24 protein-coding genes are annotated in these 22,851 nt (G+C 34.5%); 18 read left to right on the top strand and 6 right to left on the bottom strand.

Annotated elements, in window-relative coordinates; all coding sequences use genetic code 11:
• The first annotated feature begins 16 nt into the window (after positions 1-16).
• The 4 genes from MKZ17_RS13060 to MKZ17_RS13045 all read left to right on the top strand — a co-directional run bounded on the left by MKZ17_RS13060 (position 17) and on the right by MKZ17_RS13045 (position 2,493).
• The gene (locus MKZ17_RS13060) at positions 17-460 is read left to right on the top strand and encodes a LytTR family DNA-binding domain-containing protein (protein WP_340724171.1); all 444 of its coding nucleotides are present in this window, start codon (positions 17-19) and stop codon (positions 458-460) included.
• Positions 461-463: 3 nt separating this feature from the next.
• Positions 464-886 (top strand): DUF3021 family protein, encoded by a 423-nt coding sequence (locus tag MKZ17_RS13055; RefSeq protein ID WP_340724170.1) that lies wholly within the window; start codon positions 464-466, stop codon positions 884-886.
• An 84-nt stretch (positions 887-970) separates the two neighbouring features.
• Positions 971-1,510, top strand: coding sequence for an ATP-dependent exonuclease (locus tag MKZ17_RS13050; protein WP_340724169.1), 540 nt, complete (start codon positions 971-973; stop codon positions 1,508-1,510).
• Positions 1,511-1,530: 20 nt separating this feature from the next.
• Complete coding sequence (locus MKZ17_RS13045) at positions 1,531-2,493, top strand: phosphotransferase (RefSeq protein WP_340724168.1); 963 nt, start codon at positions 1,531-1,533, stop codon at positions 2,491-2,493.
• Positions 2,494-2,803: 310 nt separating this feature from the next.
• Here the strand turns inward: MKZ17_RS13045 and MKZ17_RS13040 are convergent, their stop codons facing one another.
• Positions 2,804-4,087 (bottom strand): alkaline phosphatase family protein, encoded by a 1,284-nt coding sequence (locus tag MKZ17_RS13040; protein ID WP_340724167.1) that lies wholly within the window; start codon positions 4,085-4,087, stop codon positions 2,804-2,806.
• A gap of 4 nt (positions 4,088-4,091) precedes the next feature.
• Entirely contained in the window at positions 4,092-5,339 is a 1,248-nt protein-coding gene (locus MKZ17_RS13035; protein ID WP_340724166.1) for an MFS transporter, read from the bottom strand.
• 169 nt (positions 5,340-5,508) lie between these two features.
• On the opposite strand from MKZ17_RS13035, the gene MKZ17_RS13030 reads away from it, so the two are divergent.
• Positions 5,509-7,536: a HelD family protein gene (locus MKZ17_RS13030; RefSeq protein ID WP_340724165.1), complete on the top strand. Its 2,028-nt coding sequence runs from the start codon at positions 5,509-5,511 to the stop codon at positions 7,534-7,536.
• Here the strand turns inward: MKZ17_RS13030 and MKZ17_RS13025 are convergent.
• Positions 7,525-8,247, bottom strand: coding sequence for a MerR family transcriptional regulator (locus MKZ17_RS13025; RefSeq protein WP_340724164.1), 723 nt, complete (start codon positions 8,245-8,247; stop codon positions 7,525-7,527). The genes MKZ17_RS13030 and MKZ17_RS13025 overlap by 12 nt on opposite strands.
• 111 nt (positions 8,248-8,358) lie before the next feature.
• On the opposite strand from MKZ17_RS13025, the gene MKZ17_RS13020 reads away from it, so the two are divergent.
• The 7 genes from MKZ17_RS13020 to MKZ17_RS12990 all read left to right on the top strand — a co-directional run bounded on the left by MKZ17_RS13020 (position 8,359) and on the right by MKZ17_RS12990 (position 15,420).
• The gene (locus MKZ17_RS13020; protein ID WP_340724163.1) at positions 8,359-8,640 is read left to right on the top strand and encodes a hypothetical protein; all 282 of its coding nucleotides are present in this window, start codon (positions 8,359-8,361) and stop codon (positions 8,638-8,640) included.
• A gap of 6 nt (positions 8,641-8,646) precedes the next feature.
• Positions 8,647-9,153 carry a DUF5412 family protein gene (locus MKZ17_RS13015; protein WP_340724162.1) on the top strand — a complete coding sequence of 169 codons (507 nt, stop codon included), beginning with the start codon at positions 8,647-8,649 and terminating at the stop codon, positions 9,151-9,153.
• 348 nt (positions 9,154-9,501) lie between these two features.
• Complete coding sequence (locus MKZ17_RS13010) at positions 9,502-10,407, top strand: GNAT family N-acetyltransferase (protein ID WP_340724161.1); 906 nt, start codon at positions 9,502-9,504, stop codon at positions 10,405-10,407.
• Positions 10,408-10,508: 101 nt separating this feature from the next.
• A complete protein-coding gene (locus MKZ17_RS13005; protein ID WP_340724160.1) occupies positions 10,509-11,456 on the top strand; it encodes a M23 family metallopeptidase in 948 nt (315 codons plus the stop codon).
• 43 nt (positions 11,457-11,499) lie between these two features.
• A complete protein-coding gene (locus MKZ17_RS13000) occupies positions 11,500-12,252 on the top strand; it encodes a polysaccharide deacetylase family protein (protein ID WP_340724159.1) in 753 nt (250 codons plus the stop codon).
• A gap of 246 nt (positions 12,253-12,498) precedes the next feature.
• Positions 12,499-13,680 (top strand): endonuclease Q family protein, encoded by a 1,182-nt coding sequence (locus MKZ17_RS12995; RefSeq protein ID WP_340724158.1) that lies wholly within the window; start codon positions 12,499-12,501, stop codon positions 13,678-13,680.
• 249 nt (positions 13,681-13,929) lie between these two features.
• A complete protein-coding gene (locus MKZ17_RS12990; protein ID WP_340724157.1) occupies positions 13,930-15,420 on the top strand; it encodes a methyl-accepting chemotaxis protein in 1,491 nt (496 codons plus the stop codon).
• Between the two features lie 65 nt (positions 15,421-15,485).
• Here the strand turns inward: MKZ17_RS12990 and MKZ17_RS20610 are convergent, their stop codons facing one another.
• Positions 15,486-15,602 carry a TetR-like C-terminal domain-containing protein gene (locus MKZ17_RS20610; protein ID WP_445326951.1) on the bottom strand — a complete coding sequence of 39 codons (117 nt, stop codon included), beginning with the start codon at positions 15,600-15,602 and terminating at the stop codon, positions 15,486-15,488.
• A 286-nt stretch (positions 15,603-15,888) separates the two neighbouring features.
• Positions 15,889-17,640: a multicopper oxidase family protein gene (locus MKZ17_RS12985; protein ID WP_445326916.1), complete on the bottom strand. Its 1,752-nt coding sequence runs from the start codon at positions 17,638-17,640 to the stop codon at positions 15,889-15,891.
• Between the two features lie 247 nt (positions 17,641-17,887).
• Here MKZ17_RS12985 and MKZ17_RS12980 point away from each other — a divergent pair, with 247 nt between their 5' ends.
• From MKZ17_RS12980 to MKZ17_RS12955, 6 genes are all read left to right on the top strand, one after another.
• Entirely contained in the window at positions 17,888-18,448 is a 561-nt protein-coding gene (locus MKZ17_RS12980; RefSeq protein ID WP_340724155.1) for a GNAT family N-acetyltransferase, read from the top strand.
• 65 nt (positions 18,449-18,513) lie between these two features.
• Entirely contained in the window at positions 18,514-18,813 is a 300-nt protein-coding gene (locus tag MKZ17_RS12975) for a hypothetical protein (protein WP_340724154.1), read from the top strand.
• Positions 18,814-19,043: 230 nt separating this feature from the next.
• Entirely contained in the window at positions 19,044-19,418 is a 375-nt protein-coding gene (locus MKZ17_RS12970; RefSeq protein ID WP_340724153.1) for a GntR family transcriptional regulator, read from the top strand.
• Position 19,419: 1 nt separating this feature from the next.
• On the top strand, positions 19,420-20,277 hold the full coding sequence (locus MKZ17_RS12965; RefSeq protein WP_340724152.1) for an ABC transporter ATP-binding protein: 858 nt from the start codon (positions 19,420-19,422) through the stop codon (positions 20,275-20,277).
• A gap of 4 nt (positions 20,278-20,281) precedes the next feature.
• Complete coding sequence (locus MKZ17_RS12960) at positions 20,282-20,890, top strand: ABC-2 transporter permease (RefSeq protein ID WP_340724151.1); 609 nt, start codon at positions 20,282-20,284, stop codon at positions 20,888-20,890.
• A gap of 11 nt (positions 20,891-20,901) precedes the next feature.
• The gene (locus tag MKZ17_RS12955) at positions 20,902-21,210 is read left to right on the top strand and encodes a YfzA family protein (RefSeq protein WP_340724150.1); all 309 of its coding nucleotides are present in this window, start codon (positions 20,902-20,904) and stop codon (positions 21,208-21,210) included.
• A gap of 95 nt (positions 21,211-21,305) precedes the next feature.
• On the opposite strand, the gene MKZ17_RS12950 is transcribed toward MKZ17_RS12955, so the two are convergent.
• The gene (locus MKZ17_RS12950; protein WP_340724149.1) at positions 21,306-22,697 is read right to left on the bottom strand and encodes a DHA2 family efflux MFS transporter permease subunit; all 1,392 of its coding nucleotides are present in this window, start codon (positions 22,695-22,697) and stop codon (positions 21,306-21,308) included.
• Between the last annotated feature and the right edge of the window lie 154 nt (positions 22,698-22,851).

Here is a 22,851-nt window from a genome sequence, read left to right as displayed (position 1 = left end):
AATTGGAGGTGCCTTAATGAAGGTAGAAGTGCTATTAGCGGAAGAATTTATTGATCCAGTGGCTGAAATTAAAACAAATAAAATGACTTCAACTATTGAAAAAGCGATTAAACTATTAAAAAATGAGGAATTTGAAGATCGAATCGCGATTCAACAAGCGAAGGAAATAGTTTTTGTAGATCGATCTGCCATTTATTTAATCCGTACAGAAGTAGGTAAGGTAATTGTTTATGATGCAGAGGGGAACTGGTATGAGACAAAGACTACATTGGGAGTGTTTGAGCAAACATTAGGTAACCAGTTTATTCGTATTTCTAAAAGTTCTCTAATCAATCTAAGTGCCGTACAATCTGTTAAAGCATCATTTAGCGGAACGTTGGACATTACGTTAGAGAATGGGCTAGAGGATGTAATTAGTCGTAAATATCGACCAAATTTTAAAAAGAAAATAGGGGTGTAACGTATGCAAAACGCAATTTCGTCGATTATTCAGTCCTTTGCAGTGGGGTGCATGATTTTTATGTTATCGCTATGTGTACCATATTGGAAAAATGGTGAAGTAATCTTTGATCAAATTAAAATGAACTATGATTTAATTGTATTGGGAATCTTTTTAGTAGCACTCGTTGCTGGGGGATTTGGAAGCATTATTTATCGGACAAGATTACATTACGAAAAAAAGATGTTTATTCATTATTTGACGACAATAGTGGTCCTTTTTATTGTTTCAATTTGGCTCAAAATTGTATCAATAACATCAAAGGATTTGATGACATATTTTCTATATACGAGTGTTATATTCTTTATTATTTGGTATGCAAATTATGTGAAATTGAAAAGGGAAGCAGAATTAATTAATGAGGCTATATTAAGAAGGAAAAATTAGTGAATTGAAGTTTAAATATAAATAAATTTAAAAATATACTAATATTGTTATATAATGGAAGTGTACTGGATAAGGGGGAGTTGTATGTTTAAAAATTTTTCACCACGCTTATTTTTTTCAATGGCAGCAATTGCATGCTTAATTATTTCACCACTTTTTGCAATTTTTGTACCAATTATACTCATTGACACTTTGTTTAAAGATGATACGAAATTATTTGTCTATTCCTTTGGAACAAGTGCATCAATAATTATTATTGCCTTTGCTGTATTTGCAGGGGCGAGTATGCTGCAATTTTGGAAACGGACAGCTTTGACAGCAGTAGCTAGTATTTTAATTGTACTTTTAGGATTTACTTTACTTTATAGTACGTCGCAAATCTATACGGTTATTGATTCAGAAAAAATTGTTTTTAAGAAGTTTATAACTGAAAAATCTTTAGATTGGGCAGATGTGAAGGAAGTTACGTTAGAATTTGTACCAAACGATCTTGGGGAACATATTTTTACTACAGTCGATGGTAAGGAAATTGTAATGAAGGAAAATAAATTTCACGTTACAAGCTATATTTACAATACGGCTCGAGAAAAAAATATTCCTTACAATGAAAGGCCAAAAAAATGATAGAGATAGAGGAGTAGAACATGGCATTTACTATTCCGATAAATCAAATACTCGATCACTGGAATATAGATATACAACAGTTTCGTGTCATACGAGATTCTGATAAGAAATTAATTGAGATTGAAAGTATTAATGGAGAACAGTTTATTTTAAAAGCTGAGAAATATACAAATTATCGTATAAATGATGTTTGTATATTTGCAAATCAATTGGCAAATATTCTACCTTGTACTAGCTTTTTAAAAACAACTGCCAATTCTTTTGTAGTACAGTTTGGAACGTTTATATACACATTAGAAAGAAGAGTCTATGGGGCAGAATTGCAATATGTTAATGATAGGGTTCTTACTAATATTGCAACTGCATTAGGAAAAATGCATCAGCTTTCTCTCCAACAAAATATTAGGCTATTTCAATCAACATCTTGGGCAATGTTTGGAGGTAATCAAACAGAAAAGCTTGGCGATTATGATGAAAATGAATTAAGCTTTTTAAAATTACAAGAGAGTTACCCCAAAGAAGAAATTACAGCACTCATTTCAACTTATTATAATGCTCATAGAGAAAAATTGAGGCTAATGTGGCCGTCTTTACCAAAAGCAGCTACACAGGGTGATTTTTGCTATTATAATATGTTGTTTAATGAAAAATATGAAATTAGTGGTCTGTTTGATTTTAATATAGCGGGGGATGAAGTGCTTGTTAATGAATGTATAGCTGTCGGCATTTATTTATGCTGGCATGTTGAATATAAAGGGCATAAGACACCTGAAGAGAGATTTATAAGTTTTATAAATCAGTATTGTACACAAAGAGAGTTTAATGCAATAGAAAAAGAAGCTGTGCTACATTTATTTGCTATTATTCGCGCATTTCGCTTTGATCGAATAGAAGAAGGTATTGCGAATGCTAGTACGATAACAAATTTTTTAGAAGAAACATTAAATTTACTAATGAAGCCTTTCGCATTATTTAGTGATTAAACAATCATATATTTGTACGATAACTGAGACTGGGACAGAAGTGAAAATTTCTCTATTTACGGTAAAATACAGTATTAAAAATTGGATACTTAATAAATTGGTTGTAGTGGAGGGGCGGCTCCTGGGGGAATAGTGTGACGCCTGAGACTACAGGCTCTGGCACGCCTCCGGAAAACGTCCCGCAACGGAAACCAATTACAAAAAACATCATTTTTCTCACTCGAGAAAAATGATGTTTTGGTTTTGTCCCACCCTAATTTTCCTTGCATTATATATAGGCGATACATTTTAATTTCAAGCGTCTCATATTTTAATTAAATATTTCAAATAATGTACGTCCATCGGTTTTGTTAAACGGAATATCTAAAATATGTGCAATTGTTGGTGCAATATCAACAACACTTACTTCCCCTATAGTCATGCCCGTTTTAATAGAATTACCTGAAACAATTAGATTACTTGTATAATTAGGTTTTTCAGGAGAGTAGCCATGGGTCGCGTATTTTTTACCGATGGCATGTAAATCCACAATAGCTTCTTTTTTGTAGTCATCTTCAAAGCAATAGCCTTCTTTCGCCTCAATCATATAGTCAAATGCATCATCTACATGTAATTGCTGAAGATCCTTTTTCTTATAAATTGCTTCTAGTCCATATTCCGCTTTTTGTAATGCTTCCTCTAATAGTGTTAGTGCTGCAGCCTTTGCTAATTCATCCCCTTGTTGTACATGTAAATAAGCTGCTCCACCCGCACCTTGCACATAGGCGCGCCATTTTAGCGTTCCCTTTTCCTCGTAAATTAAATTATTCTCATAAAATAAACGATTTAAATGTATTTTATAGCGGACATCTAGTTGACCATGATCTCCAACAATGATAAATGTTGTTTCATCCATAATGCCTGCATCTTTTACAGCTTCAACAATATCACCAATCCGACGATCCATTCGTTCGATAACATTGTTAATATGAGGTCCTTTCGTTCCGTATAAATGTTTTGAGTCATCTAAATCAATAAGGTGCATCAATAGAAGATTTGGCTTTTTTGTTTTAATTGTATCTACGGCACAAAGGGTAATGAAGTCATCCAAATGCGGCTGAGCAATACCTTGGCGTACTTTGCCATGTTTCAATTCCATAGCAAGGGTAAATAATTTACTTCCATTTTTTAGGATTTTCAATGCTTGGTTTTCGTTTTTTACCGCTTTTATTTCAGGTATATTAAAATCAATTTTTGCCTTTCCAGTGACAGGCCATAAAATACCTGCTGTTTTAAATCCTTTTTTCCTAGCTGCTTCATAAATCGTAGGAACCTTAATATTTTTTCTAAACCAATGCCAATTTTGATCTTCTTCCGGAATGAACGGTTGAAACGGATTATTATGAAAGACACCGTGTTTATTTGGATAAAGTCCTGTTACGTAGGAGCTGTGAACGACATATGTCAGTGTTGGATATACACTCTTTACACGGTTTGTTGAAGCACCATTTGCAATTAATTTTGCTAAATTCGGTTGGCTTTTGGCACTTTCCCAGTTATCTTTTGAAAAGGCATCGTAAGAAATGACGATGCAATATTTTTGTTTTTTAACCATCATTTTACCTCACAGTTTTTGCTCGATAGGTAGGGTCCTTTGGTAATAGTAAAAATACAACTAACCCGATTATGAACAAAGGAATAATCGATAAAATACTATATTTTGCTTCACCAGTCATAGTTGTCGTTAAGGCCATTAAAAAGGGTCCGACGATGGCTGCAAATTTCCCAAAAATATTATAGAACCCGAAAAATTCATTGGACCGCTCTTTCGGAATGATCTTTCCATAATAAGAGCGACTTAATGCTTGAATTCCGCCTTGAGCTGAACCAATCATTGCACCAAGGATGAAGATATGCCACATTTCAGAAATAAAGAATGCGGCAATACAGGAAATGATATAAGTTGTAATACCAATGATAATCATAAGTCTTGTTGAATATTTTTTCGCTAACGTCCCGTAAATAAGCGCACATGGAAACGCGATAATTTGAATTACTAATAAAATGGCGAGGAGCATAAATGTATTTAGACCATCACTACCTAACACACTTGTAGCATATGGTACGACCATTTTAATGATAGTATCAACTCCATCTATATAGAAAAAATATGCGATTAAAAAAATAAATACTACTTTATAATTTTTAATTTCCAAAAAAGTTGTTCCTAATCGTTTAAAGCTGTTACCAATTGGATTTGGCTCTGGCTCAATATAATGACGCTGTTGTACATCTTTAATCATTGGAATTGTTAATAACCCCCACCAAAGTGCGGTAATAAAGAACCCAATTTGATAGCCAATTGCCACATCCATCCCCATAAACAATATAACGCCCAAGCTAATCCCGAATGGTATAACACTTGAAATATAGCCAAATGCAAATCCACTTGTAGATACTTTATCCATTCGCTGGTCTGAAGCTACATCAACTAAAAATGAGTCATAAAAAATATTAGCACCTGCAAAGCCGATACAAGATAAAACATAAAGTACGATTAGTAACTGCCATTGCCCACTATCTGGAGAAATGAAGGCAAAGGAAAACGTCGTTAAAATTCCAAGTAATGCAAAGAAAGTGAAGAACCGCTTCTTTTTGTCTTTATAATCGGCAAATGCCCCAAGAATAGGGCTAAGCACGGCAACTAGTATACTAGCTAAGGAATTAAAATAACCTAAATCCATACTATTGACCCCATCAAACATACCGAAAACGATCGGGAAAAGTGCAGTTGTGATCGCCAAGGAATAAGCCGAGTTGCCACAATCATAAAGAATCCAAGATTTTTCTTCTTTCGTAAGCTTCAAGGGAATCCTCCTCAAAATGTAGAATTTTCTGTCATTATATCATTTCCAGAACAAATAAATAATATTGATAGTGTAAATTTTAGGTAATTAATATTGAAAACCCTCTACTGATACACCAGCCAGATTTAGTTCGTTAAAATAAGTTTTACTGTATAAAGGAGGGCTATTTATGTTGGACTCAAAAGAGATGAATTATTTTCAAAAAACGATAACGAAACTAAACGAAGCGTATGAACAACTAACAAAAGATATTAGTATTAAGGATCGAAGCTATAAAGATTTACAAAAATTTATGATTGACTACAATAGCGAGCTAGATAAATTTGAAGTATATGATTACCAGCAAACATTAAGCATGATAGACAAACGAGGTTTTGCACAAGTAAATGAGCGTCAGCAACTTGCAAAGTTGATCGATTCTCCCTATTTCGGGAAATTCAATTTTGTTTATGCAGGTGAAGCTATAAAGGATGCAGAAGCCTTCTATATTGGACGCTTTGGCTTTTCTGATGAAGAAGGGAATGCGCTCATTTATGATTGGCGAGCGCCAGTTTGTAATATGTACTATGAATTTGAACTAGGAGAAGCATCCTATGAAGCAAAGGGTCGACGATTTTATGGTGAAATAATTGCTAAAAAGCAATTTAAAATAGAACGTTCAAAAATTGAATATATAGTGGATAGTTCCATAACTATTCAAGATGAAGTATTACAGCAAACATTAAATCAGCATGCCAACGACAAAATGAAAACAATTGTCACATCAATCCAGCGGGAGCAAAATAAAATTGTCCGTAATGAATCCGCTTCTAATGTTATTATTCAAGGGGTTGCAGGTTCAGGAAAAACAGCGGTTGCATTACACCGAATTGCGTACTTATTATATAAATATCGTGAGACATTAAAGGCCGAAAGAATTTTTATTTTATCTCCGAATAAAGTGTTTGGGGATTATATTTCTTCGGTATTACCTGAATTAGGGGAGCAACCTATCCGTTCTTTAACAATGGATGAATTAACCGCGCAACTTATGCCTTCTTCGCTAAAATTTATGTCCTTTGAACAAGAAGTGTCGTATATTTTAGCAAATCCTACAAGCGACTATGCGAAACGTACCGCTATCAAATCGAATTATCAATTTGTAAAAAGGCTGCAGCGGTTTTTACAGGAACAAAGTAAAACAATGCTAAAGAATCAATCGGTGACAATTGCAGACTATGATTTTACAGATGAGTATTTACAAAGACGCTTTATGAATTATGTAAATGAACCCGTCTTAAATAGACTCGAATTAATGGCCGATGATATTCTTCAAGTTTTAAAAGGGAAGCGAAATGGTGAGCTAAAGCTTCCGAGTAAAAATGAAATTGTGAAACGTTTAAAGAAACGTTTGCAGCACAATTCTGCACTTTCACTTTATGAAGCCTTTATGGAACAGGTAGGACAGGAAGGTTTCCATTTCAAAAATAAGTGTTTTGAGTTTAATGATGTATACCCATATTTATATTGCCAACTATTTTTTGAAGGAATCAAAACTTATGAGCTCGTACAGCATTTTGTATTAGATGAAATGCAGGATTATACACCAATTCAATACGCCGTTCTTGAAAAAGTATTTGCTTGTAAAAGAACAATTATTGGCGATTTTAGCCAGGCATTACTCCCTTTTGAAACGATTACAAAGGAAGCGTTCTTGGATATTTTAATGAATTCAGAATATGTTGAGCTAACGACAAGCTATCGTTCATCCTATGAAATTGCTATATATGCCAAACAGTTTATGCGAAATTCCACAATCAATCCGATTGAGCGTCACGGCGAAAAGCCTGTTGAAATGTATTACAACTCAACGGAAGAAATGCTACAGCAAATTCGACAAGCTATAAAAAATTCCTTTAAAACGACTGCGATTATTTGTAAAACAGTAGAGGATTTGAGCATCATTAAACAGCATTTACACGATCAAGCATTCCACGTATTAGATGGACAGAGTGAAGTATTTGAAGCGGGTGTAGTTTTGACAACAATTCAGTATGCAAAAGGACTCGAATTTGATGCCGTAATTGTCCCGTTTGTTACAAATTCAAACTATATGACGACATTTGATCAAGGCCTTTTGTATATTGCTACAACACGAGCAATGCACAATTTAACGATGCTTGTGGATGCGAAAGATCCTTCCACTTTACTTATGTGATTGGATTAAGGTAATGATGGATTTAACATCCTTCATTGCCTTTTTTAAATTGATTTCGAGTTCATCAGTTACATGGAGAAAATCATCTACAAATTTCGGTGTATTTAAAAGTGTATGAATATCTTGAACATCTTCAACTTTATGAATGGATTGTAAAAATTGATAAATTGATGCAATGGAAAAATGAGCACTTCTTAATGTGCGAATAATATAAAGTGTTTGGATATCAGCTTCTGTATATTGACGTCGATTTTGTGCATCTCGTTTAATTGAATAAAGACCATTCCGTTCCCAATTGCGAAGTGTTTCTTCTGATAATTGTAATTTTTGCGCGATTTCCTTGTGGGTGTAGTTATAATCCGTAGTTAATTGGATGTGTAAGAAATTTTGTACGAGATGAACAGCCTTTATCGTATAGCTATGTTCATTATTCAAAAAGGATAAATAATTTTTTGCTTCTTCTAAAGCTTCACTGAATTTTTCTTTCCCGCTTAGCTGGACAATCCGAGTTGCCATTTTTCGTAAATTATTTTGAATAAATTCCTGCTTAAAGGCTAGTCTAGCGATTTGCATTTGCAAAAGGTGCATTTCTGAGTAATTGCGATAGCCATTTGCTTGTCTTGGAACGGAAGATATGTAACCCCATTCTTCATAAAGTCGAACCGTGTTTGGATGTACGTTCGTTAATTTTGCAATTTCATTTGTTCGCATGTTGTACCTCCCTAAATATTGATTAAGTTTATCAAAATTAAAATTGTTTAGGCAACTCGTTATAAAGGAGTGGCGTCAATTGTAAAAACTTTCAAGTGAAAAGGTGAAATAATGAAAAAAATAGGGCTCCTTATTTCGATTGTTTTGTTAAGTATTGTTTTTAGTTTCTTAATGATGAATTTTTGGCTACATCAAAAAATGAACGATGTTAAACAAAGTGTATTAGCTAAAAATACCGAAATAGAAAAAATTGAAATCATTAATAGGATTGGGGGTTGGGGGGAATGGTTTTCTGAATATACGTTGATCGTTATAATAAATGACCAAAAATATCGAATTTGGGTGAATGGAGCTGGAGAAGTTACTGATAGAGAGTTTACAGAGAGGAAGTGATATTTAATGGCTAAATTCGTTCATTATTTTACATTCTATTTCACATTGTTTTGTATTGGGGTATTCGTTTATTCAATTTATGCATGGATCGAGAAAACTTGGTTAATTGCTCCTTCCATTTTTATTTCACTAATCTTTAGTGTTGGTACATTTATTTTAAGTCTCATAGGTTTCTCCTATGCGAGTAATGGATGGGGATTAGTACGAAGTTGGTTAACCATTCTATTATCCTTCGCACTTTCAACAACTTTATTTTTCATGTTGCTATTTTCCTCTTTTGCTTCTTGGTTTGGTGGACATGAACTTATTAAGACAGTGGAGTATCCAAATAATAAATTTACGATTGATTTTATACGTTGGGATCAAGGTGCGACAGGAACATTTGGAATTAGAGGTGTATTAAATGGTCCACTTTGGTTTAAAAAACAAATTTATAATGAAGCAAGGGTAGAAGAAGTGAAAATTGAATGGAATGGAAATAATATTATTATTAATGGAATGGAAATAAAATGAAACTTATTTAGCAATGTATTGTTTTGAGAGTTAAAATTTTGTTGATTTATAATTTACAATAATTTGAAATTGAAAACACGAAATGCTATAATCATTTCAATCTATTAGAAGGGATGATGAATGGACGATGAGTAAATAATTCTATTTTTAAGAGAAAAATGTATATACATTTTCAAACAAAAATAGGATTAGTCTGCCCATTTATTATACCTCGATTGAGCTTACGATTTTTGTAAGTTTATTTCTACATAATAAATTTTAAATTCTAGTCCTTCTGATTTTCAGAGGGGCTTTTTGTTTGGAAAAGTATAGTGATAAACAATCATTATTTGTTGAGGAGAATGCGAGATGAATTACACAATCGAAAGAATGATGCCTACACAACTTAGAGAGGCTGCAAAGTTTATTGCTGCGCATAATAACATTAAAGAACACCACATTGGCTATTGTGGTCAACAGGAGCAGGAAATTTTTAATACACTAAACGAGGATTTTATCGATGGAGAAATGACTTCTTTATTTGTTGCTTATCAAGATGGGAAGATTGTTGCGTTAATTGGATTAGATATTGATGAAGATTGTGCAGAAGTTTGGGGACCGTTCTCTATTCCATTTAATGTACTGTTACAAGAAGAATTATTTTTTGAATTACTGCAATCATATGAAGAAATCCGAACATTTTATTTTTTTATTAATGAATTAAATAGTGAACAATCATCTTTTATGAATCATGTTCAAGCTCAACAAACAGGGAGACATTTAATACTGGAGGCAACAAGAGAAACGTTAATACCTAGTAAGAAAATGAGTTGTAGCCCTTATTTGCCAATAGACTTTGAACAGTTTGAAAAGATTCATTTAGCTGCTTTTCCTAATACCTATTATGATGCACAAACAATAGTCAGGCGATTACAGCAATCTAACGAGCATTTTTTAAAAATTTTAAAACAGGGGGAAATAGTTCAAGGCTATGCTTATTTTGAATTAGATTTACAGGAGAATGAAGCGCATATCGAGTATATTGCCATTGACCCAGCTTATCAAGGAACAGGGTTAGGAAAACGATTGCTTATAGAAGTGCTAACAGAAATTTTCAGTTTTGAAAATATCCCAAAAATTGTTCTTTGTGTAGAGAATGAAAATGATGTTGCAAACGCACTTTACTTTAAGGTTGGCTTTATAAAAAAGGATACGTTAGTAAGTTTCAAGCTTGAAAAAAATGATGAAAAACATTCCACTTCTTCCTATAGTTAATTTCATGAAAAACATGATTTCGGTCAAACTAAAGAGGGAAGAGAGGAGGTTAAATCATATTGTATCGGTTGGCCCTTTTTTCATGTTTCTTGTGTTTCAGTATGGTTTGTTCTACGACTGTATTTGCAAATGATAAGCCGTCTAAAGAACAAATTTTTCAGGAGCGTTTGTCCCTGTACAAGCAATATGAAAATGTGCTTGTCCCTTGGTATTGGCTTGCAGCAGTAGATCAATATGAGCGAAACATTCAAACTGTGCGGTCTGATATACCAAAACGTGATGGGATTACTGCTATTCAATTTGCTCCCGAATATTGGGTAGGTGAATTAAACCCGAACATTGAAGACGAAAACCCAGCCTCTATTCAGTATTTTGGAGGCTTTGGATTAGATGGAAATGGTGACGGTGTAGCAAGTTCTCAACAGGATGAAGATGCTTTGTTATCTCTGGCAAGTTATGTAAGCAGTTTTGGTACAACGGAAGAAGATTTTGAATTAGCTTTATGGTCTTATTATAAAAGTGAAGAAGCAGTTAAGCAAATAAGTACAATTTCAAAGCTATACGAGCATTTCAAAACAATTAATCTTGATAAGCATTATTTTCCCCTTCCTTTAAATTACGATTACAGTTACCGTGGAACATGGGGAGCGAACCGGGGATGGGGAGGAAGGCGTATTCATGAAGGGACAGATCTTTTTGCTCGGTATGGTACGCAAGTTTATTCAACATCCTATGGCGTTATAGAAATAATGGGGTGGAATGATTATGGTGGCTGGCGCATCGGCATTCGGGACCATTTAAATACGTACCATTATTATGCCCACCTCAATAGTTTTCATGAAGGTGTCAAATTGGGGGATATTGTAGAACCGGGTACGCTAATTGGCTATGTTGGCAGTAGTGGGTATGGTAAAGAAGGAACATCCGGTAAATTTGCCCCACATTTACATTATGGAATGTATAAATTCAATGGACGTGTTGAATGGGCATTTGATCCATATCCATCATTGCAACTTTGGGAAAAACAAACAAAAGCTTTAAAAGAGTAACGATACATGTATGCTATCTGTATGGGTGAAAGGTGGTGAACAGTTGAAACGCAATCATATTGTATTGTTAACGGCTTGTATCGCCATTATTTTTTTAGGGTATGCTTTTGAATCCAAGAGTGCAGCAGCTGATAAGGGCAGACAATATTATGAAAAAACCGGTCAAATTGTTTGGGATATTAAAACAGAGGAAAAAATAGTAGCATTGACATTTGATGATGGGCCACATCCAAAATACACAAAAGAAGTACTTGATTTGTTGAATAAATATGATGCAAAAGCCACCTTTTTTGTTGTAGGAGAGCATGCTGAAAAAAATGCGGACATTATATTTCGTATGCATGAAGACGGGCATGAACTCGCCAATCATACGTACACACATCCGTTTAATGGAAAAGTGCCACAGCTTATGAAAGAAATTAAGCAAACGAACGATGTGATTTTTAGTATTACTGGTTATGCACCTGTATTATTCCGGCCAGTAGAGGGACAATATACAGATGCTTTAATTGACGCTGTTACAAAAGAAGGTTTTAAAGTTGTAATGTGGTCTTGGCATCAGGATACGTTAGATTGGAAAAATCCGGGAGTAAAAAAGATAGTTAATAACGTTTTAAAAGGTACAAGGCAAGGAGATGTTATTTTATTTCATGATGGCGGAGGTAATCGCCAACAAACCGTCCAGGCATTGGCAGAAATATTGCCACAGTTACAAAAGGAAGGTTATGAATTCGTAACTATTTCTGAGCTGCTAAAAGTTCAGAAAGCAAATCAGAGTAAAGAAGCTGGTTCATAATGGTACAGCAAGATACAAATACACCTGAGATTTTTGTATAGGGTTGTTCGTAGTGGAATGTAACAATCTTGAGAAAAATACCATTTTTCCCTCGAGGAAAATGGTATTTTGTGCATTTTAATTTTACAGAGTATGGTAATGGTAATTGACGAGAGTAACTTATGGGGAAAGGGTAAAGGGAGTTACATCTAAGCGTCTGACTGTATCGAATGATTTTAAAAGCGCTAAAGGAGAGGGTGATGATAGATGAAGGATTTTTATGTGGATCTACATATACATATCGGAAGAACGGCAAGTGGAAAGCCAGTAAAAATTACGGGTAGTAAAACGCTAACATTGCAAGCCATATTACAATATGCAAGTAATCAAAAAGGGCTTGATATGATTGGAGTAATCGATTGTCATTCACCAGAAATATTAATGGAGATTGAGGACTTACTAAATAGAGGAGATATGATCGAACTAGCTGAAGGGGGTCTTCGTTTTCAAAAAATTACGTTGCTTTTAGGTTCTGAAATTGAGGTGTATGATTCATCATGCAATGGTCCAATTCATGTGTTAGCATACTTTCCTACAATAGAGAAGATGAGGGCTTTTTCGCAATGGATGAGCAACTATGTAAAAAATATAACACTTAGTTCGCAGCGCATTTATGTAGGGGGAAGAGAACTTCAATATAAGGTGAATGAATTGGATGGTTTGTTTGTGCCGGCCCATGTATTTACACCATTTAAAAGTCTTTATGGGAAAGGGGTTAAAAGAAGCTTAACAGAAGTATTTGACCCAAACTATATTGATGCGATTGAGCTAGGGCTAAGTTCAGATACGCAAATGGTTCGTAACATAAAAGAGCTACAGCTATATCCTTTTTTAACAAATTCCGATGCTCATTCTCTTGGGAAAATAGCAAGGGAATATCAAAAGTGTACACTGAAAGATGCTAATTTTAATGAATTAAAATTAGCACTTCTTCAACAGGATGGACGTAGAATTCGTGCTAATTATGGATTAAACCCGCTCCTTGGAAAATATTATCAAACAGTTTGCATAAATTGCGGTTATCAAATAACGAGTAAGCTGAAAACATGCCCTCATTGTGGAAGTGAATCGTTTATTAATGGTGTTTCTTCTAGAATCCAGGAATTATCTGATCAGGATGTAGCCATTGTTTCAAGGCCACCTTATATTCATCAAGTGCCACTCGATTTTATTCCAGGTTTAGGTCCGAAAACATTTGAACAGTTATTACATCATTTCGCAACCGAAATGAATATTTTACACAAAGTCACAAAAGAGGAACTTTTAAATGTTGTCCCAGAAAAATTAGCGCACTTAATTGATCAGGCAAGAAATGGTGAATTATCGATTGTACGAGGGGGTGGCGGAAAATACGGAAAAGTAGTTGAAGAGCGAGAGCGGGGATTGTGAAAATGGCTTTGTCCATATTGTAATTAATAAAAGTTTGTGGTAATTTCTGCGAAAATTAATGGCCTTGAAATGGAGGTGAATATTTTAAAACCATAGTGAAGCTTAATAGATAGTGGTGTGTAACAACCAAATAATATACTTGTTAAAAAAATCTATTTTTTAATTATTTTTTCCTATCTAAAGGTTTTTATTTGTAGTAGAATTGGTTTACAAAATAGAAAAAAGTAGGAGAGGGGTTGTTGTAAAAGTATGGATTCATCTACTTATAACACAAAAAAAGTACATAATATTAATTTGCTACTAACATATATAATTGTTGTATTAGTAGTAGCCCCATTAGTTTTATCGCGTGGTATAGAAAATACAAGTTTCTACATGATTGTTGGATTAGGGGTAGCTAGTATTTCAACAATTGTATACTTTATTCGTTTACCAGAGTTTTTAAAAAGTTTTTTATTTGCTTTCATTCCATTATTGGTCATTTGTAGTTTATTCTTTGTAGATGACTATGCACTTAATAAGCACTATATTTTATTTTTCTCACTAATTATGATCTCTCTTTACTTTAACGAGAAGTTAATTTTACTTTTTTCATTTTTTCAAGCAATATTTGTGTTAAGTATTTATTTAATTGTTCCTCACAAGTTTTTGGGTGAAAATGTAAGTGTATCTAACTTTGTTACAGTATTTGTTGTTTTATTAGGTGCATCCACTGCACTTTACTTTTTAACAAAGTCTGGAAAGAAATTATTGGAGCAAAGTTCCAAAAAAGAAAAAGAAGCCGAGGAATTGGCGCTACAATTGTCTGAGATTTTAGGAGGAGTAAAAACGGGCGCACTGCAATTAGATGCGAATGCCCATGAAGTGTTAACTCATGCTAGCGGAGTTAAAGAAGGCAGTGAAGTAATTTTGAATAGCGTCCATCAAATTATGGATTCAATTAGTGATGAAAACGATAAAGTCCGCGCTATTGATAGCATAATGGAAAATACAGCAGTCATAATGGAACAAACTGTACAAAATTCTGAACAAAACTTACAGGAGTCTCAAGTTCTACATGGACAAATGGAGGACAATTGGCAACGAGTTAGTCGGGTGAATCAGCACATGGAGACCGTAAACAGTGCTATTAATTTAACGACTTCTACAGTGGATCAGCTACAAGATAGCTTTACGCATGTTCAAAATTTATTAGGTGGTATCCAAGATATTGCGAATCAAACGAATTTACTAGCACTTAATGCAGCAATTGAAGCAGCAAGAGCAGGTGAGCACGGAAAAGGTTTTGCCATTGTAGCAGATGAAGTTCGAAAGCTTGCAGAACAAAGTAGTCAAATTGCAACTGAAATTACGGAAGTAACTCAACAACTAGTCGAGCAATCATTAGCCGCTCAAAAACAATCGCACGATGGGAATAATTCTGTTCAAGAAGGTCAACAGTTGTTATTAGAAATCGCCGAAACTTTCCAATCGATGAAAGAACGTTTTACTCAGTCAAATGAAAACTTATTAAAAAACGTAGCTATGATTCAGGAAACAACATCAGAAGTGACTGCTACACGTCAACATGTACAACAACTCTCAATTATTTCTGAACAAAATGCTGCTGCAACAGAAGAAATAGTTTCGACTTTAATGGTAGAAAATGAAGCAATTCATATGATTACAAGTTCAATTGAAGAATTAAAAGATTTAAGTACAGAACTTTTAGCTATTTGTGAAAAACCCAAATCTATTTAATAAGTATTTAAAAGCCGGTTAATGAATTTTCATTGAACTGGCTTTTTTCATTATTGGGAGCGATACTAAAGCCCACCGATGTTTCGTAAACCAGTTGCCATTTCTTCGATAGGATGTGCGCAATCTTCTTCAATCCATTTTGTTAAGTAACCAATTGTTCCGTATGCTGTAAATGTAAATATTCAATTGGTGATACAACATTCCAAATATAGCTTTATGGAACAAATGGAAGGCATTACTCAAGGGCAAAACAATAGTTCATACCTCATTTCAAAAATATCTGCGATCGTAATGGTATAGGATCGTGCTTGGGATTGGGGAGAAAAGGGTGCTCGTATTGTATCCATTTCTAATTAACACAATTGCCAATATGGCACGTTTGCGAAAAGCAATGCAACGATAAAAAAATGAAAGCTAGGAAGAAAAAAATGAGCTTCCTAGCTTTTTTATATTCACGCTTAATTTTTCCTAACTCGTTGTATCAAAATCAGTTTTGATAGTATTGTCTTCCGTAGGGGAGTCTGGGCTATTCGAAACCTCGACTTGAAGTCTTTCCTCTAATTTTGGTTCATTCAATAAACTTTCTTGTGATTGATGAGGTTCACTAGCATGTGGCGTTTGGACAGGATGCGCATCATTAATAACCGTTATCGGTCGCATCATATCATGATCTTCATGTTCTAAGAAGTGACAATGCCAAATGTAATTACCTGTGAACTCCTTCCAATGCATAATGATTTTCGTCACCATACCCCCATCTGTTCTAACGACGTCTTTCCAACCCCGCTCATATTCATGAGGAGGTATAGGGTCTCCTGTATATTCGAGCACACCTTCATTTTGATAGCGTTCTACATTAAACGGTCTTCGTTCTAATATTTTAAATTGAACTAAGTGTACGTGAATTGGATGAATAAATGGAGTAAGGTTAATAAAATTCCATGTTTCAATACTGTCTACAGCTGGTTTTTCTGTAGCTGGTTCATGATACATGCGATCATTTAAAAGTAACATCGGCCTTCCATATTGATCTAAAGTAAATGATAATGGTAAGTCTCTCGAAATATGGGCGTGGTCCTCATGTAGATCCATTTCAGGATAAAGCTCTTCTGGAATATCTGGACTATCACAGTCCTTTAGCTTAAGATCTACTCTAAATTGCATAATTACATTTGTATGTTCATCTGGAAACTCATCATCGGTGTTCATCAATGAAATGACTTCCCCTTTGTGCTGAGAGAAATCGATCACAAGATCTAATCTTTCTGCTGGGAGGAGACCAATTGAAGCGACATCTACACGTTTCGATAATAATCCTCCATCTGTCCCAATTTGTATGAAAGATTGATTATTTGAAAGTTCTAATCTATATCCTCTTCTGTTTGAAGCATTGACGACTCTAAATCTATATTTTCTTGGCTCTACTCGCATATAGGGCCATACTTTACCATTAACTAGGATTGTATTTCCAACAACTCCTGGTGTAATCGACGGGTGAACAGGTACTGGGAATGGTGGAGCATCCGGATAGAAGATAGATCCATCTTCGTTAAAGGATTTATCTTGAATCATTAAGGGCATTTCATAAGCTCCACTTGGAAGCTGCAACCTCTTTTCAAGAGTATCCCTAAGTAAGTAAAACCCTGCCAGACCAGCATAAACATTTAAACGTGTCAAAGCCATCGCATGGTCATGATACCATAATGTTGCGCCGGGTTGATGATTTGTGTAATGGTGGACTTCCTTCCTAAATTTAGGGCCAGTGAACTCAAAGTTATTCGTGTACCATGCTTCAGGGTGACCGTCACTTTCCCAATCAACATGAGCGCCATGAAGATGGACAACTGTTCGTACTTCTTGTGAATCTGTAGAGCTATGCAATGTATGATCAACTGGTAAAAAATGCTTAGTCGGGAGGTTATTAATGTATTTTACATAGGTAGGCTTATCTTTCGTTGCTTCGATGGTAGGACCGGGAACTATTCCGTTATAACCCCAAACTTTAGAGAGTGGAAAATGCCGATGAAAACGATGATAGGCAACTTGCATATCTAATTCGAAATAGGAATTAGGAGGGTATGATTTGTTAGGTGTAGGCTTTGCTACTGGGGGTTTTGATAATTTATCAACAAACTTCGGTATTGTAGCTGGGTCAGCTGGATTGACATGTTGCTCCACTAGGATCAACCTTTCTTTTATGTTTAAAACTAGAATATTCATTTCGTTTTTACATAGAAAGGGCAATTGTGTAGAAGAATTTAGTTATTTTATATGAACGACTTATTACCTATAAAATGCGTGTGATTAAATGAATATTAAAGAAGAGTCTTCCCAAATATGATTAAGTGTGTATTAGGAAATGTGTATAAGTGGTTGATTATCGGTTGCGTTTTGACATAAAATGGTTATTGCGGCGATGAAAATTAGAACAAATCAATAATAATAGTTTAAAAAAGGGAGTTAATCTATGTATAAAGATAATGAAATTACTATTCGACCTATGCAAGATGTTGATTTACCACGTGTGTGGGAACTAGAGTTTAAAGATGAAAATCCAGAATGGAAAAAATGGAATGCACCTTATTTTCCTTATCAATCAAAAAGCTATGAAGAATTTTTACCAACCGGTCAACAGTGGGTGTGCTCTGATAATAATTGGATAATTGAAGTGGATGGCATTGTTTGTGGCATCGTTTCATATTATTGGGAGCATGAACCTTCTAAGTGGCTAGAAATGGGTATTTGCTTACACCAATCGAACTCTTGGGGAAAAGGGATAGGAACACGTGTATTAAAGCTTTGGATTCAGCATCTATTTACAACTTTGCCAATTGTACGAGTAGGATTCACAACATGGTCTGGCAATGAACGAATGATTGCTGTTGGACAGAAGTTAGGTATGCAACTAGAGGCACGTATTCGTCGAGTGCGGTTGTATGAAGGTAACTATTATGATTCAATATGGATGGGGATTTTACGAGAAGAATGGGAACACGAGTATAAAAAAATACATAGTAATCAAATCTAATGAAGGCAAAGATATTTTTTAAATTAATTCACCAACAGTTAACTTTTAATAAAGGGAGGGTTTAAATGTTTGAATGCACCTTACTTGGAATTATTTTAGTACTTACAATTGTAAAGTTTTCTAAAAATAGAACGCTATTTTCTAAGTTAAATGCAAAAGAGTGGATGCAATACATAGTTGTGGTTCTTACTTCGATAGCAATTTGTATAAGTATCGTTATTGCTGGTAAGGGTTATGTTTCTAATTTGAACATAGGGGTCAGTGTGATAATAATAAATATCGTTTTTGTATTGATAGGGCTAATAGTAGCTGGTTTTATAATGAAAAAATTTTTGCCAGAGAAGGTGAAGTCATTTTATTTATAATTAATGGAGGTTGGATCGAACAGCTGTCCAACCTTTCATTTATATAGCGTTTCAAAACCATTTTGCCGATAGATCACTTAAATTAAATAAACTGTTCCTAATGAGCTTGGTATAGTACCTTGCTCATTTTTTTATGGCTAAAGTTTTTTGGGAATAGTTGACATTAAATGGTCGTTTGTATATATTGTATATAAAGTGTATATACAAAGAATATAAAGAGGGGTTCGATAATGCAAATTTTAATTTCACATAATTCGAAGGAGCCAATCTATGAACAAATTGTCCTCCAAATTAAACAGGGCATTTTATCGGGGGAAATAACCGCAGGCTATGCTCTTCCTTCGATGCGTCAGCTAGCAAAGGATTTGGATGTTAGTCTCATCACAACAAAGCGTTCCTATGAAGAGCTCGAAAAACAAGGTCTTATTTATTCCGTTGTTGGAAAAGGATCATTTGTCGTCGAGCAAAACAAGGAAATGATTATTGACCGCAAGCAAAAAGCAATTGAAGAGCAATTGCTCACGGCTATTCGAAATGGAAAAGAAATCGGTTTAGATATAGGGGATTTAACAGAATTATTAATGCTACTGTATGAGGAGGAGTAAGATGAAGAATGTTATTGAGCTTCAGCATGTACACAAAAAGTTTAAAGGCTTCGAGCTAAATGATTTATCTTTTAATGTGAAAAAAGGATATATTACAGGTTTTATCGGTGGGAATGGCGCGGGCAAATCAACTACGATTAAGCTCATGATGAATCTCCTCCAACCAAATGAAGGAGATATCACAGTATTTGGCTTAAAGTATAAAGAACACGAAAAAGAAATTAAAAACCGGATAGGCTTTGTTTTTGATGAGGATGTCTTTTATGAAGAGCTGACACTGAAGAAAATGAAAAAAATCGTCAGTCTTTCGTATTCAAGGTGGAATGAAGAGCTATTTCAACACTATGTAAAAATTTTTGAGTTGCCATTAAATAAACGTTTAAAGCAACTATCAAAAGGAATGAAAATGAAGGCATCATTAGCTATTGCACTTTCCCACGAGGCGGAGCTGATCATTATGGACGAACCAACTTCGGGCCTTGATCCAGTATTTCGTCGGGAACTTCTTCAATTATTACATGACATTATGCAGGACGGAGATAAAACGATTTTCTTTTCTACACACAATACGACAGATTTAGACCGGATTGCAGACTATATTACCTTTGTTCACAAGGGCAGTCACGTATTTACCAAGGATATGACGGAAATCGAGGAAAGCTATGTCGTTGTAAAAGGCGAGTTAGCGCTTCTTGATGAAGACATCGTACAAGAATTTATTGGACTTGAAAAATCACGTCACGGCTTTGTTGGACTATCAGATAATAAAGCAAGTGTAGAAGCACTTTTTGGAAATATGGCACTAATTGAGAAAGCGACATTGGAAGATATTATGTATTACACAAAAAAGGGGAGATAGGAGTATGCTGACGTTATTAAAAAAGGATTTTATTTTACATCAAAAGGTGCTTGCTGGGACATTTATTTTACTAATCCTATGTATGGTTTTTGATTTATCCGCTTTGTTTGTTGCTATTATTTTTATAATAACAACAAGTCATAGCTTTTTAAGTGTAGATGACAGGTCAAACATTCAAATACTCCTTAGTGCCTTGCCCTATACAAGAAAAGAAATTGTTACGTATCGTTATCTTTCGGTACTAGTCATAGCTTTTTTATATATTGGCTGTATCTTTATAGGGGATTGGCTATTTAATGCGCAGCTCATGTACTGGAAGGAAATATTTTTTGTTGTTTCAATTGTATGCATAATAATGTCCGTTATTTTCCCTTTTTCCTATCTGTTTAAAAGCATGTTTATTCATTATCTCTTTGGTGGTTTACTTGTGTTGTATTTGATTCTGGTCAGTACATTTATTCCGAATTTGAACGACCTGTTTAGAGAGGGAACAAAGAAAATAATGCAAACTTCAGATAGTCAACTTTTCGCATGGGGAAGTATTATTCTTTTAATTTTATATATAACTTCATGGTATATATCATTCCGAATATATGAGAAGAAAGTGTTTTAGGAGTTGTTATTATGAGAAAAAAATCCGTTGAATTGTTGAAATCTTCAGTTTTTGGTTCGTTTTTAGCGTTAGTACTTTCACAAATTCTATTTTGGGGTATGGAGGAAACAGGGTGGATACCTAATATGAGGGATATTGATGGGAAGCTAATCAATAAAATTATGAATCAGCCATTTGTAAAGGAATGGTTTGATAGTTACGAAACACCATATTTTAATTTAGTTACACTCGTTTTAGTTTTTGCTTTACTTGTTCAAGTAATTGTAGCCTGTATTCAAATGATTAGAGTGAATCGTCGTGGTGAAAAGAATACTTTATAATGGTTAGAGAGGATTATCCTAAGGTGCAGAAATAGGGGACATTTTTAAATTAAACTAAGCCAGCTACACATACGCAGCTGGCTTGATTGTATGAACTATTCATTTTTCTTCGTCTTTGGTACAAACCAAACAATGAGAAAGGCAATAATTGCAACGATTAACATATAGAAATAAGTTGTATTGGCAGCTAATGCATAGCTCTCCATAGAAATAATGGAATATTTTGTTAATTGCATCGAATAAATTGTGACAATTACTGCTGTTCCTACTGCTCCAGCTAATTGACGAACAGTATTATTAATTGCTGAACCATGAGATGCTATTTCTTTTGGTAGAGCATTTAATGCTGCCGTATTAAGTGGCATTGTAATAAATGCTAGACCAATCCGTAAAACAATTGTGCGAACTAGTAAATACGTATAGGAGGTTGTTTCGGATAAATCAATTACAGCCCACATCGAAGCAACAATAAATAGCATACCAACGATAAATAATGGTTTTGCTCCGTACTTATCAAACATCTTTCCTGTCACTGGTGAGAGCATTGCATTAATTATTGCCCCTGGTAGTAAAAGCAGCCCCGCTTCAAACGCTGTAAACCCACGCCCGCTTTGTAAAAACATTGGTAATAAAATTAAATCCGCATACATTAAAATTGTAATGGCGATATTCACGATCGTTGTCATCGAAAACATCTTATATTTAAATGCTGTTAAATTTAATAATGGCTCTTTAGATGTAAGTTGACGATGGCAAAACAGGATCGTTCCAACAATACCTAACACTATGGAAGTTAAAACAACCCAGTCGTCCCATCCACGATTACCAGCACTACTAAAGCCAAACAATAAGAAGCCAAAGCCAATTGTTGAATACGTGACGCTAAGCATATCTAATTTTGCTTTTGTCACTTCAGAAACATTCATTAAATATTTATAGGCTATTAGAATAATGATAAGTACAAAAGGAATTAGTCCTATAAATAGCCAGCGCCAAGATACATATTCAATAATAAAACCAGCTACAGTGGGGGCTATAGCCGGTGCAAAAATAATGGCAAAGCCTACTTTACCCATCATTGCCCCCCGCTGCTCAACTGGATATAAATAGACGATAACCGTCATCATTAAAGGGATAATAATGCCTGCCCCGACGGCTTGAATCATACGGCCTGTTAACATCATCGGAAAATTCATAGAACTAGCAGCAATTATCGAGCCTACTAATAAGAATAGCATCGAGCTAATAAATAATTGGCGCGTTGAAAAGCGTTTCATTAAAAAAGCAGTAATCGGCACTAATACCCCGTTTACTAACATAAAGCCTGTGGCTAACCATTGTATGGTCGTTGGTGACACATTAAAAATTACCATTAAATCGCTTAAGGCAACATTTAATAATGTTTGATTTAATGTTGAAAAGAAGCATCCTGCAATCATTACAATAAGCAACAGCTTCTTTGTTTTATCGGTTATTTCATTTTGCATACAGAAACTCCTCGCGTTAAAATAGTTTATAGACATATTGTCTACGAAATAGTTTAACAAGAAAATTCAATAATTGACCATGAACAGTTTAGGACATTTTGTATGCTAGTAGACAGAATAGTATATAACTGTCTAAAAAAATTATGATTATAGA

The sequence above is a fragment of the Solibacillus sp. FSL R7-0682 genome, from assembly GCF_038005985.1.
Taxonomy (GTDB): Bacteria; Bacillota; Bacilli; order Bacillales_A; family Planococcaceae; genus Solibacillus.
The sequence above is the reverse complement of the archived record's forward strand: the minus strand, read 5'-3'. Positions and strand labels throughout refer to the sequence as shown.

What these genes read in the sequence shown, in the direction of transcription:
- MKZ17_RS13015 (WP_340724162.1), top strand. Translation starts at nt 8,647, where the DNA reads ATGGCTAAATTCGTTCATTATTTTACATTCTATTTCACATTGTTTTGT.
- MKZ17_RS13045 (WP_340724168.1), top strand. Translation starts at nt 1,531, where the DNA reads ATGGCATTTACTATTCCGATAAATCAAATACTCGATCACTGGAATATA.
- MKZ17_RS13060 (WP_340724171.1), top strand. Translation starts at nt 17, where the DNA reads ATGAAGGTAGAAGTGCTATTAGCGGAAGAATTTATTGATCCAGTGGCT.
- MKZ17_RS12955 (WP_340724150.1), top strand. Translation starts at nt 20,902, where the DNA reads ATGAGAAAAAAATCCGTTGAATTGTTGAAATCTTCAGTTTTTGGTTCG.
- MKZ17_RS13050 (WP_340724169.1), top strand. Translation starts at nt 971, where the DNA reads ATGTTTAAAAATTTTTCACCACGCTTATTTTTTTCAATGGCAGCAATT.
- MKZ17_RS12980 (WP_340724155.1), top strand. Translation starts at nt 17,888, where the DNA reads ATGTATAAAGATAATGAAATTACTATTCGACCTATGCAAGATGTTGAT.
- MKZ17_RS12965 (WP_340724152.1), top strand. Translation starts at nt 19,420, where the DNA reads ATGAAGAATGTTATTGAGCTTCAGCATGTACACAAAAAGTTTAAAGGC.
- MKZ17_RS13040 (WP_340724167.1), bottom strand. Translation starts at nt 4,087, where the DNA reads ATGGTTAAAAAACAAAAATATTGCATCGTCATTTCTTACGATGCCTTT.
- MKZ17_RS12975 (WP_340724154.1), top strand. Translation starts at nt 18,514, where the DNA reads ATGTTTGAATGCACCTTACTTGGAATTATTTTAGTACTTACAATTGTA.
- MKZ17_RS12995 (WP_340724158.1), top strand. Translation starts at nt 12,499, where the DNA reads ATGAAGGATTTTTATGTGGATCTACATATACATATCGGAAGAACGGCA.
- MKZ17_RS13020 (WP_340724163.1), top strand. Translation starts at nt 8,359, where the DNA reads ATGAAAAAAATAGGGCTCCTTATTTCGATTGTTTTGTTAAGTATTGTT.
- MKZ17_RS12950 (WP_340724149.1), bottom strand. Translation starts at nt 22,697, where the DNA reads ATGCAAAATGAAATAACCGATAAAACAAAGAAGCTGTTGCTTATTGTA.
- MKZ17_RS13055 (WP_340724170.1), top strand. Translation starts at nt 464, where the DNA reads ATGCAAAACGCAATTTCGTCGATTATTCAGTCCTTTGCAGTGGGGTGC.
- MKZ17_RS13030 (WP_340724165.1), top strand. Translation starts at nt 5,509, where the DNA reads ATGTTGGACTCAAAAGAGATGAATTATTTTCAAAAAACGATAACGAAA.
- MKZ17_RS12970 (WP_340724153.1), top strand. Translation starts at nt 19,044, where the DNA reads ATGCAAATTTTAATTTCACATAATTCGAAGGAGCCAATCTATGAACAA.
- MKZ17_RS13005 (WP_340724160.1), top strand. Translation starts at nt 10,509, where the DNA reads ATGGTTTGTTCTACGACTGTATTTGCAAATGATAAGCCGTCTAAAGAA.
- MKZ17_RS12985 (WP_445326916.1), bottom strand. Translation starts at nt 17,640, where the DNA reads ATGAATATTCTAGTTTTAAACATAAAAGAAAGGTTGATCCTAGTGGAG.
- MKZ17_RS12960 (WP_340724151.1), top strand. Translation starts at nt 20,282, where the DNA reads ATGCTGACGTTATTAAAAAAGGATTTTATTTTACATCAAAAGGTGCTT.
- MKZ17_RS13010 (WP_340724161.1), top strand. Translation starts at nt 9,502, where the DNA reads ATGAATTACACAATCGAAAGAATGATGCCTACACAACTTAGAGAGGCT.
- MKZ17_RS12990 (WP_340724157.1), top strand. Translation starts at nt 13,930, where the DNA reads ATGGATTCATCTACTTATAACACAAAAAAAGTACATAATATTAATTTG.
- MKZ17_RS13025 (WP_340724164.1), bottom strand. Translation starts at nt 8,247, where the DNA reads ATGCGAACAAATGAAATTGCAAAATTAACGAACGTACATCCAAACACG.